Origin of the sequence: Rhodococcus sp. IEGM 1330, from assembly GCF_033142445.1 — a bacterium.
Classification (GTDB): domain Bacteria; phylum Actinomycetota; class Actinomycetes; order Mycobacteriales; family Mycobacteriaceae; genus Rhodococcoides.
Genome location: NZ_JAWLSB010000001.1, coordinates 656,638 through 671,447, shown reverse-complemented (window position 1 = coordinate 671,447; position 14,810 = coordinate 656,638). Strand labels below are relative to the sequence as shown.

General features: G+C 66.5%; 12 protein-coding genes. 4 read left to right on the top strand and 8 right to left on the bottom strand.

Annotation, left to right across the window (positions count from 1 at the left end; genetic code table 11):
• Positions 1–13 precede the first annotated feature (13 nt).
• The gene (locus R4P57_RS03040; protein ID WP_317801684.1) at positions 14–1,546 is read left to right on the top strand and encodes a glycoside hydrolase family 57 protein; all 1,533 of its coding nucleotides are present in this window, start codon (positions 14–16) and stop codon (positions 1,544–1,546) included.
• Positions 1,543–2,790 carry a glycosyltransferase family 4 protein gene (locus R4P57_RS03035; protein ID WP_317801404.1) on the top strand — a complete coding sequence of 416 codons (1,248 nt, stop codon included), beginning with the start codon at positions 1,543–1,545 and terminating at the stop codon, positions 2,788–2,790. Before R4P57_RS03040 ends, R4P57_RS03035 begins: the two co-directional genes overlap by 4 nt.
• A gap of 39 nt (positions 2,791–2,829) precedes the next feature.
• Here R4P57_RS03035 and R4P57_RS03030 read toward each other — a convergent pair whose 3' ends face one another.
• Entirely contained in the window at positions 2,830–3,591 is a 762-nt protein-coding gene (locus R4P57_RS03030; protein WP_317801403.1) for an acyltransferase, read from the bottom strand.
• Between the two features lie 149 nt (positions 3,592–3,740).
• Here R4P57_RS03030 and R4P57_RS03025 point away from each other — a divergent pair, with 149 nt between their 5' ends.
• Complete coding sequence (locus R4P57_RS03025) at positions 3,741–5,063, top strand: PQQ-binding-like beta-propeller repeat protein (protein WP_317801402.1); 1,323 nt, start codon at positions 3,741–3,743, stop codon at positions 5,061–5,063.
• Here R4P57_RS03025 and R4P57_RS03020 read toward each other — a convergent pair.
• From R4P57_RS03020 to R4P57_RS03000, 5 genes are all read right to left on the bottom strand, one after another.
• A complete protein-coding gene (locus R4P57_RS03020; protein ID WP_317801401.1) occupies positions 5,051–6,223 on the bottom strand; it encodes a THUMP-like domain-containing protein in 1,173 nt (390 codons plus the stop codon). The genes R4P57_RS03025 and R4P57_RS03020 overlap by 13 nt on opposite strands.
• 39 nt (positions 6,224–6,262) lie before the next feature.
• A complete protein-coding gene (locus R4P57_RS03015; protein ID WP_317801683.1) occupies positions 6,263–7,273 on the bottom strand; it encodes a class I SAM-dependent methyltransferase in 1,011 nt (336 codons plus the stop codon).
• Between the two features lie 105 nt (positions 7,274–7,378).
• Complete coding sequence (locus R4P57_RS03010) at positions 7,379–8,158, bottom strand: enoyl-CoA hydratase/isomerase family protein (protein WP_317801400.1); 780 nt, start codon at positions 8,156–8,158, stop codon at positions 7,379–7,381.
• Positions 8,159–8,184: 26 nt separating this feature from the next.
• On the bottom strand, positions 8,185–9,000 hold the full coding sequence (locus tag R4P57_RS03005) for an NUDIX domain-containing protein (RefSeq protein ID WP_317801399.1): 816 nt from the start codon (positions 8,998–9,000) through the stop codon (positions 8,185–8,187).
• Positions 9,001–9,048: 48 nt separating this feature from the next.
• A complete protein-coding gene (locus tag R4P57_RS03000; protein ID WP_317801398.1) occupies positions 9,049–9,891 on the bottom strand; it encodes an ABC transporter ATP-binding protein in 843 nt (280 codons plus the stop codon).
• Between the two features lie 31 nt (positions 9,892–9,922).
• On the opposite strand from R4P57_RS03000, the gene glgX reads away from it, so the two are divergent.
• Positions 9,923–12,088, top strand: a complete 2,166-nt coding sequence (gene glgX, locus R4P57_RS02995; protein ID WP_411742275.1) for a glycogen debranching protein GlgX — start codon at positions 9,923–9,925, stop codon at positions 12,086–12,088.
• A 658-nt stretch (positions 12,089–12,746) separates the two neighbouring features.
• On the opposite strand, the gene R4P57_RS02985 is transcribed toward glgX, so the two are convergent.
• Both R4P57_RS02985 and serB read right to left on the bottom strand, forming a co-directional pair.
• Positions 12,747–13,553 carry an aminoacyl-tRNA hydrolase gene (locus R4P57_RS02985; protein ID WP_317801397.1) on the bottom strand — a complete coding sequence of 269 codons (807 nt, stop codon included), beginning with the start codon at positions 13,551–13,553 and terminating at the stop codon, positions 12,747–12,749.
• Positions 13,550–14,776, bottom strand: coding sequence for a phosphoserine phosphatase SerB (gene serB / locus R4P57_RS02980; RefSeq protein ID WP_068045812.1), 1,227 nt, complete (start codon positions 14,774–14,776; stop codon positions 13,550–13,552). Before serB ends, R4P57_RS02985 begins: the two co-directional genes overlap by 4 nt.
• Positions 14,777–14,810: the final 34 nt, after the last annotated feature.

Genomic DNA, 14,810 nt, shown 5'->3' with positions numbered 1-14,810 from the left:
CACCGTGCCGGGCATGTTCTCTCTCGTTCTGCACTCCCACCTGCCGTGGTTGGCCAATCACGGACGCTGGCCGGTAGGCGAGGAATGGCTGTACCAGTCCTGGGCCGACTGCTATCTACCGCTCACCGCGGCACTCGAGCAGCTGGCCGACGACGGCCACACCGACGTGCTGTCGCTGGGAATCACCCCGGTGCTTGCCGCTCAACTCGACGATCCACACTGCCTGTCCGGAATGCACCACTGGCTCGGGAACTGGCAGCTCAGAGCCCATGAGGCGACCGAGCGCGACCTGTCCGTTCGTGAACACCGAGGTTCTGCCGCTGCGCTCGATCTATTCGAGTCCCGGTGGCGACACGGCGGGTCCGCGGTACTCCGGCCGCTGGTCGAAACCGGAACCGTCGAACTGCTGGGTGGACCGTTGGCGCACCCGTTCCAGCCGCTGCTCGATCCCCGACTACGCGCATTCTCGCTCCGGGAAGGTCTACTCGACGCCCGCGCCCGGTGGGGCACCACGCCCCGAGGCATCTGGGCGCCCGAATGCGGATTCACCCCCGGCATGGAAACCGAATACGCCGCGGCGGGGGTCTCGCACTTCATGGTCGACGGGCCCGCGATGCGCGGAGACACCTCCCTCGGCAGGCCGGTGTGGGACTCCGATGTCGTCGCGTTCGGACGCGATCTGCCGGTCAGCTACCGCGTCTGGTCACCGAAGTCCGGCTATCCCGGCCACGGTTCCTATCGGGATTTCCACACCTACGATCACGCCACCGGTCTCAAACCGGCCCGGGTCACCGGCCGCTCGGTCGCGTCGAACGACAAGGCTCCCTACGATCCCGAGCGGGCCGCGGCGACGGTGGACCGTCACGTCGCCGACTTCGTCGATGTGGTTCGCAGGCGCCTGATCTCCGAATCCGAGCGGATCGGTCGCGACGCCCTGGTCGTCGCGGCATTCGACACCGAGCTGTTCGGACACTGGTGGCACGAGGGCCCACAGTGGCTCGGCAAGCTCATGCGCGCGCTTCCCGCCGCAGGCATCACCGTCGGCACGCTCAACGACGCCCGCGAGCAGGGTTACGTCGGAGCGCCACTAGAACTGCAGGATTCGTCGTGGGGATCGGGCAAGGACTGGCGCGTGTGGGCGGGCGACGACGTCGCCGACCTGGTCGCGCTCAACTCCGAGGTATCTCGGACCGCTCTCGACGCCGTCGACACCGCCCGAGATGTACAGCGTCACGCCGGTGGCCCCGAACTACGCAATCGGGTCAACGATCAGATACTGCGTGAGACACTGATGGCCGTGGCCAGCGACTGGGCATTCATGGTCAGCAAGGATTCCGCCGCAGGCTACGCACGGGAGCGGGCGCACGTCCATGCACATGCGCTGCGTGAGATCGCGGCCGCGGCCGCAGGTGGGTCACCTGTCCGGGCAAAGGAGTTGGCTCGGCAATGGAACCGCGCGGACGGACTGTTTCCTGCGTTGGATGCGCGCCGGCTGCCCGATGCACACGGTGGCGGCGAGCGAGAAGGTGCAGGGGGGCGTCGATGAAGATTCTGATGGTGTCGTGGGAGTACCCACCCGTGGTGGTCGGCGGGCTCGGTCGGCACGTGCATCACCTGGCAACCGAACTGGTTCGATGCGGGCACGAGGTCGTGGTTCTGTCGCGTCGACCCACCGGAACCGACGCCGCCACCCACCCGACGTCTCACCACATCGAGGACGGGGTGCTCGTCGTCGCCGTCGCCGAGGACCCGGCTCACTTCGTCTTCGGGGAGGACATGCTCGCGTGGACCCTCGCGATGGGGCACGCGATGGTCCGTGCCGGCGTCGCGCTGGGAAAGCCGGGTCTGGGCGATGGCTGGCAACCCGACGTCGTTCATGCTCACGACTGGCTCGTCGCACACCCGGCGATCGCACTCGCCGAGTTCTACGACGTACCGCTCGTCTCGACCATTCACGCCACCGAGGCCGGACGCCACAGCGGCTGGATCTCGGGCCCCGTCAACCGCCAGGTGCACTCCGTGGAGTGGTGGCTCGCCAACGATTCCGATGCGGTGATCACCTGCTCGGCGTCGATGAAGGACGAGGTCACCACCCTGTTCGGAGTGTCGGAGTCGGCGGTGCAGGTGATTCGCAACGGAATCGACCGATCCACCTGGCACTTTCGGCGACGAGAGCCTCGATCGGAGCCGGCCACATTGCTCTACGTCGGCCGACTCGAGTACGAGAAGGGCATCCAGGATGCCATCGCAGCTCTGCCCCGCATCCGACGAAGCCACCCGGGTACCACCCTGCACATCGCCGGCGAAGGAACACAGTTCGCCTGGTTGGCAGGGCTGACGCGCACGCACCGGGTTGCCCGCGCAGTGTCGTTTCTGGGCAATCTCGACCACACCGAACTACTCGGCTGGCTGCACGGGGCCGACGCCATCGTCCTGCCCAGTCGGTACGAACCTTTCGGCATCATCGCGCTCGAGGCCGCGGCTGCGGGCACCCCGCTGGTCGCGTCCACCGCAGGCGGTCTGGGTGAGGCCATCGTCGACGGTGTGACCGGTCTGTCCTTCGAACCCGGCGACGTCGGCGGGCTGGCCGCCGCAGTGCGCCGCGTTCTCGACAACGCGGACGCCGCGCAGGAACGTGCCGTCGCCGCCCGCGAGCGCCTGACTGTGGATTTCGACTGGAAACACGTCGCCGAATCGACGGCCCAGGTCTATCTGGAAGCCAAACGCAAAGTTCGGCATCCGCTGGCCCGCCCGCACATCGTCGAGCGCGCTCTGCCCGGCCGCACGTGAGCGAAAACTCGTAGTCCACTACCGACTGTCATCGGGTCGTCAGTTCTCCCGCGCCGCCTCTGCCTGTCCGAGAGCCTTCTTGCGGGCGATATCCTCCAGCGCAGCAATGTACTTCGCGCGTTCGGCGGCACCGGCCTCCCAGGCGACCTTGCGATTGCGGACGACCTTGGCCGGGGCACCGACCGCGATGCTGTAGTCCGGGATCTCACCCTTGACGACGGCGTGGGCCCCGAGCACGCAACCCCGGCCGATGCGGGTCTCGCGCAGGATCGTCACCTTGGCCGCGATCCACGTGTCCGGACCGATTCTCACGGGCCCCTTCACGATTCCCTGATCCTTGATGGGCATGTTGACATCGTCCATCCGATGATCGAAATCGCAGATGTAGCACCAGTCGGCCACCAGCGTCGACGCGCCGATCTCGATGTCGAGGTAGGTGTTGACGACGTTGTCCTTGCCGAACACCACCTTGTCGCCGATCCGCAGCGAACCTTCGTGGCAGCGAATGGCATTGCCGTCGCCGATGTGTACCCAGCGCCCGATCTCGAGGCGCGAGAGCTCGGGAGTGGAATGAATCTCGACGTTCTTGCCGAGAAACACCATGCCCTTCAGGATCACGTGCGGGTTGGCCAGCTTGAACTTCGCGAGGCGGTAGTAGCGCACCAGGTACCACGGCGTGTACGCCTTGTTGGCGAGCACCCAGTCGAGGGACGCACGCGTGAGGAACCGCGCCTGTTCGGCGTCGCGTCGTCTCGACCCGCGCCAACGTGTCCGCAGCGGCGCGTTCCACATACTCGTCATGGACGTTCACCCTAGTTTCTCGTTCGCCCGCTCTCTGCCGCCACCCTTGCGCGGGCTAGGGTTGCCTGTCGACTGTTGCTCGTCGGCAGGACCAACACAGACGCCCCGGCACCACGTCGGGCACGGATTCGAGTCATGGGGAGCGATCGATGCGCGGCGTCAGGGCCAAGGGCAGGACCGGCAGAAGGGTCACTGCGGTCGCAGCAGCGCTGGCGCTGGTGACCGTGAGCGGCTGTGGCACCGACACGTCGGCCATAGAACCACTCTCTCCCGATTCGTGGCCTGCCGCGCACGCGAACTCCCACAACAGCGGCGCCACCGCAGTGTCGGTGTCGAACCCTCTGTCCCTGGACTGGACGCGACCCACCGGCGGCACGGTGACCTCCCCGGTGTCCATCGGATCGACCGGTCAGATGTTCGTCACTGCCGCCACCGAATCCGGCTGCAACCTCTTCTCGTTCGAGATCGACTCCGCACGCAAGCGCTGGTGCAACCGCGTCGGGCCGTCCGTCGTCACTGCAACGCCGACCGTCGATTCGGCGATCAACGTCTACATCGGCGACGACGGCGGCATGAACTCGTACAACGACCACGGCCAACTGCGCTGGCGCACACCGGTGTACGGAGTGCCCAAGTCCGCCCAGTTCCTCGGGGACGGCAGCGTGCTCTCGGTCACCCAGATGGGCCAGGTCAGCGTTCTGGACTCGCAGAACGGGCAACTTCGAGTACCGATTCTGGATCTGGTTCCGACGCCGAATTTCCTGACCGACCCGAATTCCGATTTCCTACCGGTCGATACCGGACTCGCCCAGTGCAGCTCGGGTGGATCCGAATGCCCCGTGCCCGCAGCGCCCGCAGTCGACAGTGCGACCGGAACGATCTACTTGACACTGTGGCGTCCCGGTTCCATTGCACCACAGCTCGTTTCCCTGCAGTACAACCGAGACGGTTCTCCCGGTCTCGTCGAACGTTGGTCCTCGGACCTGCTGCCCGCCGGAGTCGCGTCGAGTCCGGTGCTGTCCGAGGACGGGTCGACGGTCTACCTGGCCGATGTCGACGGCAGGCTGACCGCGTTCGACACCGCCGACGGGCGACAGAAGTGGACCGAGGGCACCGGGCTCGGAATCGGTGCCAGTCCCTCGATCGCCTCGGACGGCACGATCGTGCCGTCGGGCGGCGACGGCACCCTCGTCGGCGTGCGCGACAACGGAGACTCGGCCGAGCGAGTCTGGGTTCGCGACGACATCGAACAGGCAGGCAGCGCAGCCCAATCCGCAGACGGACGCGGCCATACCGTCGTTCGTGAGGACGACGGACTGGCGCTGCTCACGTTCGACGCAGCCACCGGTGAGACGGTGGATGTACAGCCCGTTGCCGACGTCGTCGGCACCACCGTCGGTACGTCGATCGGCCCGGACGGCCAGGTCGTCACCGCGAGCTACCTCGGCGAGATCTTCACCTACACGGGCTGACCGATAGATCCTGGAGCGCAGACGAACGCCACCGCGGACCGATCGACTCGGGCGATCACCACCGACAGCGCCACGGATCCGCGAAGTTTGAGCCTGGGCCGCAGTATCGCCGGATCCACGTCGACTCCGCGGACGAGAATTTCCACGGAGCCGCAGTCCATCCGATTCAGTTGTTGCCGAAGCACTTTCTCCGAGAACTTGGACTGATCCAGAATCCGAAAGCCGCGCACCCCGGCCGGGACCGTGTCGCCGGTCAGATACGCGATTCTCGGATCGAGTTGCCACAGACCGAATCTGGCACCGTAGTGCCGAACCAAACCGGCCCTGACCACCGCACCGTCGGGATCGACGATGTAGCCGCCAGGAGGTCGAACCGGAATGTCGTCGGATTCTGCATCGGTGAATTCCAGAACACTGCCGTCGGATCGAAGAACAGCTGCGCGACGCCGAACACCGTTCTCACTCAACCCTTCCGACCAGAGGCACGCCTCCCGCACTCCCCCGTCGAGCGAGACCACCTCGATCTCGCCGGCCCAGTCGACAGCGTCGAAATCCAGGCCGGGCGCGCACTTGACCACCAGGTCTCGGCCTCGATAGGCGTCGAACAGGTCCGGTAGCGGTGGTTGCAGCGCTGCCGGGTCGTGGCGTCGCCGCCCACCTGCTCGGCGACCGGGATCGGCGACGACGACGGTGTCACGCGTCGTCGGGGTCAGCGCGTCGGCGCGCAGCACGGTGGCGTCCGGGACGTTGTGTGCGGCCATCCGTAGCCGAATCGGGTCGAGATCGCTGCCCACCGCCAACTCCGCCGTGCCGATCAGGACGGACAGTTCACTGCCGATCGAACACGTGACATCGTGCACCCGTCGTCCGGCAAGTCGAGCGGCCCGCCTGCGCGCGACGAGCGTCGGCGTGGCCTGCTGTACCGCCTCGTCGGTGACCCACCATCGGTCGGAGTCGAGCAGCTTCACCCGCGCTTTGCGGCGGACGGTGACGGTTTCGATCAGTGCACCCGAGTGGGCGGGAAAACGCTCGCGCATCGAGGAGATATCTCGCACCGTTGTTCTCGCACTGAGCTCTAGCCTGTCTGCGGAGTCGAGCGCCTCGATGCCGACCTCGCTGTGCAGGAAATCGAGGTCGGCACCGGTGAAGTCATACCCCACGGCAGGCCCCGGAATCGAGACCTGCGGCGTATCTGCCTGTCAATCGCGAGGTGCAGGCTTGGTGCCGGTGATCATCACGTTGTAGAACAGCCCGCGCGGTACCACGTGCTGCAGCACGTTCTCGTCGACCCAACTCAGTGTCTTCCATCCACCGAAGGCGAATTTCGCCCAGTTCCATCCCAGCTTGCCCGCGGGTACTGCGGCCTCGAAGGTCCGCACCGGCCAGCCGAGCAGAGCGGCGGCGAACTCCTCGGTGTTCGCCTGCACGGACTCCGCACCGGCCGAGAGCGCGATGTGCTCGAGATCGGTCGGATCGAACGTGTGCAGGTCGACGACGGCCTCGAGTGCCGCTGCTCGCGAGGACTCGTCGAGCTCTTCCTGCGGCTTGCGCCAGCTCGCCAGGAACGGGAGCTTGGTTGCGCGGGTCGTCGCCTCCCACGTGATGCGTCCGAGCCAGCGTGCGTAGAAGTTGCCGACCGTGGTGGGTTCGCCCGCGAAAACGAAGCGGCCGCCCGGTTTGAGCACCCGCAGCACCTCGCGCAGGGACTGTTCGACGTCCGGGATGTGGTGCAGGACGGCATGCCCGACGACGAGATCGAACGTGTTGTCGTCGTACGGAATCGTCTCCGCGTCGGCGACGCGGCCGTCGACGTCCAGACCGAGGTGCTCGGCGTTGCGGAGAGCGACCTTGACCATGCCGGGCGAGAGGTCGGTGACCGAGCCCTTGTCTGCGATGCCGGCCTGCATCAGGTTGAGCAGGAAGAACCCGGTACCGCAGCCCAGTTCGAGCGCGCGGCCGTACGGCAGTGCGGATTGCGCCGACGCGTCACCGGAGACCGCCTGATCGAACCGCCCGCGCGCGTAGTCGATGCATCGCTCGTCGTAGGAAATCGACCACTTGTCGTCGTAGGTCTCGGCTTCCCAGTCGTGATAGAGCACCTGCGCCAGTTTGGTGTCCGTCCGTGCGGCCTCGACCTGCTCGGCAGTGGCGTGCGGATTCGGGGCTGGATCGACCTGGCGGTCATCGGTCTCGGACGAGGCCGAAGGCATCACGTTCGAGATCGATCGATTGACACCGTCGTGGGGGCTTGCAGTCATCAGGCGAGCCTACTATCCGGTAGCTGTGGAACAACTCTTCTCTGCGGGGCCGTAGCTTCACCGTCCGGTGAAGGTCGCTTTTCCAGGGCCGTCGGCCACGAACGACGTCATGCCGATCGTTCGGTCCTCGGTGGCGAACAGGGCCGCGAACTGCTGCGCCTCGATCCGCAGACCGGTGGTGAGATCGACGTCGAGCCCCTGGTCGATCGACGCCTTGGCCGCTGCGAGCGCTCGCGATGCACCCGTGGTGAACTGCATGGCCCAGGCGCGGGCGGCGTTGTACACCTCGTCCGGTGCCACCACCTCGTCCACCAATCCGATGCGTAACGCTTCCTCGGCACCGACGAAGCGGCCGGTGAAGACCATGTCCTTAGCACGGCTCGGGCCGATCAGCCGAGCCAGCCGCTGCGTTCCGCCGCCGCCGGGGATGACACCGAGCAGCACCTCCGGGACACCGAACTTCGCGTTGTCACCGGCGATCCGGCGGTCCGCGCCCAGTGCGACTTCGAGCCCACCACCGAGTGCGTATCCGGTCACGGCCGCAACCACGGGCTTGGGAATGGTACTGAGCGAGCCGAGGGCGGACTGCAGATCTCCGGCGATATCGGCCATCTCGGCCGCGGACAACGCCACCATCTCCTTGATGTCGGCACCGGCGGCGAAGACCTTCTCGCCGCCGTAGACGACGACAGCCTTGACGTCCGAGTCGACCGTGGCCTCGCGGGCCGCCGCTCGGATTTCCTCCTGCATCTGCCGATCGAGCGCATTCATCGGCGGACGATCCAGGCGGATGGTGCCGATACCGTCGGATACTTCGAGATTCACGAACTCAGCCATGGGCCGAAAGGCTACCGGGCCGAGGACTATCGATCCGACCAGGGATGTCGCGTTCCGGCGTAGTACGCATCGTCGCCCTCGAAGAGCACCCGGACCGTCCCGTCGTCGCGGGTGAGAATCGGTAGGACCGGGGCGATCTCGCGGTCGTGATCGACGACCTGGGCGACGGTGTCGAACCGAGACAGTGCGTCCAGTTGGCTCCAGGTCGGCGGAAGAAGGATGGTGTTTCCCGACCGCCAGTCCGCCAGTGCGTCACCGGTCGAACGCCAGCTCACCGACGCTGCCTCGCTGGTCTCGCCGTCGGCATTTTGCCCCTCGGGCAGCACTGCGACGAAAAAGCGGGTGTCGTACCGTCGCGCTTCGCCCACCGGGGTGATCCAGTGCGACCACGGCCGGAGCAGATCCGATCGCAGCACGAGGTCGTGGGCGGTGAGGAATTCGGCAAATGACACCTCACGGCGCTCGAGCCGACCCCGCTCCGCCGCGAACGGAGCGGTATCGGCAACGATCGAATCCGGTGTCGAACCGGCCAACAGCACGCCGCACTCCTCGAACGTCTCGCGCGCCGCAGCACACACCAGGGCCTGCGCCTTGCCCTCGTCGGTTCCGAAGCGCTCGGCCCACCACGACGGCGGCGGACCTGCCCAGCGGACATCCGCTGCCGCGTCCGAGGGGTCGACGCCGCCACCGGGAAACACCGTCATGCCACCTGCGAACGCCATGCCACCGACGCGTTCGAGCAGGAACACCTCGATGTCGGGCCGCAACTGACCGTCACGAATCAAGATGACCGTCGAGGCGTCCCGCGCCTGCACGTGACCGGCAGCACTGTTCGAGCTCATGAAAGGCAACGTACCGCTGTGCAGCGCAGCGCAGTCGCTCGGTCCGCTCTATCGGCGGTGCGCCCCGGCAGCGCGGGTCCGCCGCGCGAAGTACCGACCGTCGACGCGATCGAGTGCGATCGACTGACTGAACGCCTCGGTCAGGTTCTCTGCGGTGATGACGTCGTCCACCAGTCCCTGTGCCACCACCCCGCCTTCCTTGAGCAACAGCGCGTGACTGAAGCCCGGCGGAATCTCTTCCACGTGATGGGTGATCAGCACGGTGGCGGGGGCGTCGGGATCGGCCGCGAGGTCGGTCAGGCGTGCCACCAGTTCCTCGCGTCCACCGAGGTCGAGGCCTGCCGCCGGCTCGTCCAGCAAGAGAAGTTCGGGATCGGTCATCAGGGCGCGAGCGATGAGAACACGCTTTCGTTCGCCTTCGGACAGCGTGCCGTAGGCGCGGGTGGCGAGATGTTCGGCACCGAGGCTCTCGAGCATTTCGACTGCGCGCTCGGTGTCGACCGCGTCGTATTTCTCGCGCCAACGCCCCAGTACCGAGTAGCCGGCGGACACCACCAGATCGGACACGAGTTCGTCGGCCGGAATGCGCTGCGCCAGCGAGGAGGACGACAAGCCGATCCGCGGTCGGAGTTCGGAGACGTCGGCCTTGCCCATGACCTCGCCGAGAACGTGGGCGACACCGGACGTGGGATGGATCTCGGCCGCAGCGATACGCAGTAGGGACGTCTTTCCGGCGCCGTTCGGGCCGAGGACGACCCACCGTTCGTCCAGTTCCACCTTCCAGGTGACGGGTCCCACCAGGGTCGCACCACCGCGGCGGACGACTACGTCGGTGAAATCTACGAGCAGGTCGGGATCCGGTTCAGACACGACGCCTATCTTCCCGCACATAGACCGTGCATTCACGGCAGGATGTGCACGCGTGTCGCCCACTGACGATCTGCCTCGTAGCTCCCACCGGACCGCCGGCGGCGAGTCCGCCTCGAACCCGCCCGGATCACCGTTCCCGCTGGGTGCCACTGCACTGCAGACTGGCACGCAATTTGCAGTCCATGCACCCGAGGCCGATGGAGTCGAGGTGTGTCTGATCGATCCGGACGGCGGTGAACGACGGATGGAACTGACCACCCGCACATTCGGAGTTCGACATGCCTTCGTCCCGGGAGTGCGGCCCGGTGACCGATACGGCTTCCGCGCCCACGGGAAGTGGGATCCGCACTCCGGCCGCCGGTTCAACGGCGCGAAAATTCTGCTCGATCCCGCAGCGCGCCAGGTGACCGGAGCATTCGGAGACCCGTCGGCATTGCTCGCCTACGAGGACGACCCGTTCGGCGCGCCCAGTTCTCGCGACTCGCTCGGGCACCTCCCGCTCGGCGTCGTCCGCGCAGCTGCCGATCACGTCGGCCGTCCCGCGCGCCCTGAGGTCCCCTGGGACCGAACCGTCCTCTACGAGCTGCACGTGGGATCGTTCACGGCCCGCAATCCTGCTGTGCCCCAGCATCTTCGCGGGACCTACCTGGGGCTCGCCGAGCCGGCGGTCCTCGAACATCTGGCGCGCATCGGCATCACGTCGGTCGAATTGCTGCCCGTGCACACCACATTCACCGAACCCGGCGTCCGCGCCCGGGGTATGCGAAACCACTGGGGGTACTCGACGGGTGCGTACTTCGCACCGGATCCGCGCTTCGCCGCCGTTCCCGGTGCCGAGGTGGATGAATTTCGCACCATGGTCGACGCGCTGCACGCTGCCGGGATCGAGGTGATCCTCGACGTCGTCTACAACCACACGTGCGAATCCGCGGTCGACGGCCCCTCGATCAGCTGGCGTGGGCTCGATGCGCCCGGCTACTACCTGCTGGACGGACGCGGGTCGGATGTCGATCTGACCGGTTGCGGCAACACCCTAGATTCCGCGTCGCCCGCGGTCGTGCGGATGGTGTGCGACAGCCTTCGGTACTGGGTCGAGGACATGGGTGTGGACGGGTTCCGATTCGACCTCGCCAGCACTCTCGGCCGGCCCGGCGGTTGGCGATTCGATTCTCGCGCACCGTTGTTGACCGCCATTGCCACCGACCCGGTCCTGGCTCGGGTCAAATTGATCGCCGAGCCGTGGGATGCCACCGGTGCCGGTTATCAGGTCGGCAACTTCGGAGTGGCCTGGTCGGAATGGAACGATCGCTACCGCGACACGGTGCGATGCTTCTGGGCGGGCCAGCACGGCGTCCGCGAATTGGCCTCGCGCCTGGCCGGTTCGGAAGACCTCTTCGCGGGCGGCGGCCGCCTGCCGTGGGCGTCGATCAACTTCGTCACCGCGCACGACGGATTCACCGCCCGCGATCTGGTGTCGTACGACCGAAAGCACAACGAGGCCAACGGCGAAGAGAACAGGGACGGTACCGACAACAACTCGTCGGTCAACCACGGCGTCGAGGGGCCGACCGACGACCCGTCCATCGTCGAGGCTCGGGGACGCCATGTCCGGGCACTACTGGCAACCCTGACGCTCTCCACCGGTACACCGATGCTGCTTGCCGGCGACGAACTGGGACACACCCAGGGAGGCAACAACAACGCGTACTGCATTGCCGAGGATGCACCGGCGGCAGATGCCTGGGCCATCGACTGGGACCGTGCGGATCAGAACATGATTCGCTTCGTGGGTCGACTGCTCCGCGTCCGAGCGAGCGCTCCCACGCTACGTCAGCAGGAGTTCTTCACCGGCCGCGCGACACCGACCGGCCGACCCGATCTGGTGTGGTTCGATTCCGCCGGAGTCGAATTCGACACGGACCGCTGGAACGACGACTCGGTGCGCACCATTCAGGCCTGGGTGGACGGTTCCGACGTCCGCTCCTACTCCTCCGACGGCGGGCAGGTCGACGACGCCAGCTCGCTCCTCGTCCTCCATTCCGGCGGCCCCGCCGACATCACTCTGGCGTGCCCGAGTTGGTCGTCGTCGCGGTTCGTTCCGGTCCTCGATTCCTCTTGTGTCGACGGAGTACCCGCGGATACCACTGCACTGGAACCGGGTTCGACGATATCGGTGACTGGATCGACAGTCCTGGTACTGCGCAGCGCAGGCAGGTGAGTCATGAACAATTGCACGAGCGGACCGACTCCGAGCGCATAGAGAACCGTCCCGACGCCGAGCGTCCCGCCGAGCAACCAACCGGTGAGCACCACCGTCAACTCGATTCCGGTGCGGGTGAGGCGAATCGACCATCCGGTCCTGGCCACCAGTCCGGTCATCAGTCCGTCTCGTGGCCCCGGACCCATCCCGGCACCGATGTACAGCGCGGTTGCGAACGCGTTGACCACGATGCCCGACACCATGGCCAGGGTCCTGATCGGGAGCCCGTCGAGATGCGGCAACACCGCCGACGTGGCGTCCACCGCAACGGCGATCACCACCACGTTGCTCACGGTGCCCAGGCCAGGACGTTGCCGCAGCGGGATCCACATCAGCAGTACGGCCACACCGGTGATCGCGGTGATGGTTCCGAAGCTGAGCGACAGGTGACTCTCGAGACCCTGGTGGAAGACGTCCCATGGGTTGACGCCCAGTCCACCGGCGATCATCAACGACATCGACGCCCCGTACAGCCACAGACCCACGTAGAGGGCGGCCAACCGAGAAGGAAGCCGGCGACCGGCGACGACACGACGTGGTGAGGTGAACATGCTTCCAGTCTCGGGGCTACTGGATACGTTCGGCATAGCCACTTATGCGACAGTGGACCCCAGCTCTAGAGAACGGCAATCACGGTCGTCGAACCGGGTGCCACTTCGGTGAAGCCTGCATCCCGCACCGCGACAGCACGTCCGGCGCGAACCTCGCCCAGCGCACGCGTCCATTGGTCCGGGTTCGCGGATCGGACCGAACATGCGAAACCCGACGCAGCCCACTCACGGCATTCCTCCATGCTCATCGCACCCGCCAACAGCATCGACGCGTGCCCCACCTGAGCGGCCGCCTTGCCCACCGTCATCGACAGGGAGGCGTCGATCCACAGCACAGGGCCGGGCGAGACCGAAGGTTCGTCTTCGGCCGCCACGTCGGTCCCACCGATCTGCAGCCGCTTGATCCGCGGATCCAGATCTCCGACCCGACCGGGCACGAAAGCGCGTGCCGACGCTCCCCCGACGTCGACCGTGACACCAGGAACATCCTGCGCCGCACGCCACTGTGCACCGCGGGCACGTCGGGCAACTTTTCGGATGCGAGCCGACGTCCACTCGGTGAAGGCCTCGTTCCACGACGCACCCACGCCCACCCGTGGGTCCAGGCACAGCGCGACGGTTGCTCTGGCAGCTGCCTCGAGCAACTCGCCACGCAGAGGCGGATCAGGTTTGGGGATATGCAGCACCAACGGCATGGCCAGGACTTGCGACGGATCTTCCGGGTCCTCGGCTCCGCCGTACCCACGAGCGAGCTCGGCGTGGCGCGAGACGAACGTGTTGTCCGGTGAGAATTCCTCGGCCGGAGCTTCGGCGGCAACGTCATCCGGTGCATCGCCGGCCACGGGATCACCGGTCATGGGATCGCCGGTCATGGGATCGGGACGCGGCGGACTCCCCCGTCGACCGCGTCCGCAGCTTCGATCTCGTTGCGGGTGACGCCGAGGATGAACAGAACCGCATCCAGATACGGATGCGAGATGGCCGTGTCGGCGATCTCTCGCAACGCAGGCTTGGCGTTGAAGGCGACCCCGAGGCCCGCGGCCGTCAGCATGTCGATGTCGTTCGCTCCGTCGCCGACGGCGACGGTCTGCTCCATCGGCACTCCCGACTGGGCAGCGAACTCACGCAGTGCGGTCGCTTTCGCAGCACGATCGACCACTTCTCCGATCACCCGGCCGGTGAGCTTGCCGTCGACGATCTCGAGGGTGTTCGCCTTGACGTAGTCGAGTTCGAGCTCGTGAGCGAGTCCCTCGATGACCTGTCGGAATCCACCGGATACGACGCCGCAGGCGAACCCGAGACGTCGGAGGGTGCGGATGGTGGTCCTGGCCCCTGCCGTCAGTTCCAGGCTTTCGCCCACTTCGTCGATGACGGATTCGTCGAGTCCGGCCAACACGGCGACCCGCTGTTCGAGCGACTCCGCGAAGTCGATCTCTCCGCGCATGGCAGCTTCGGTGACCGCGCGTACCTCGTCCTCGCGCCCAGCGCGGGCAGCCAACATTTCGATGACCTCCCCCTGGACGAGCGTGGAGTCGACGTCGAACACGATCAGTCGCTTGGATCGCCGTGCGATTCCGCCGCGCTGCACGGCGATGTCGACGCCGATTCCGGCTGCGATGGCCGCAAGACCGGTACGCAGTTGCAGGTCGGCATCCGGCGAGGTGTCGGTTGCGGTCACCTGCAGTTCGAGGCCCGTGACGGGATAGTCGGCAATACCGCGAATCGAATCGATGTTCGCGCCCTGTCGGGCGAGTTCACGGGAGATGGTGCTGAAGGCGCGCGCTGTCACGGGTCGGCCCAGAACGACGACGACGTGGGTGGCCAAGCTCTGGCCACCGCCCCGCGCAGTGTCGATCTCGACGTCGACGTGAACGCCGACCGTCGCCATCGCGTCCTCGAGCTCTTCCTGGAGTGCTTCGGGATCGCGGGGACAGGACAGGAGAACCCCCAGCGTCAATCTGCCGCGAATGACCACCTGCTCGACGTCGAGAAGGCTGACGTTGTGCCGTGACAGGGCTGCGAACAGCACCGATGTGACGCCCGGCTTGTCGGGTCCCGTCACCGTCACCAGCACTGCGGTGTCGCTCGAAGTCACCGAATCTCCCTTTCGCGCACGGCCAGCGGCCGGA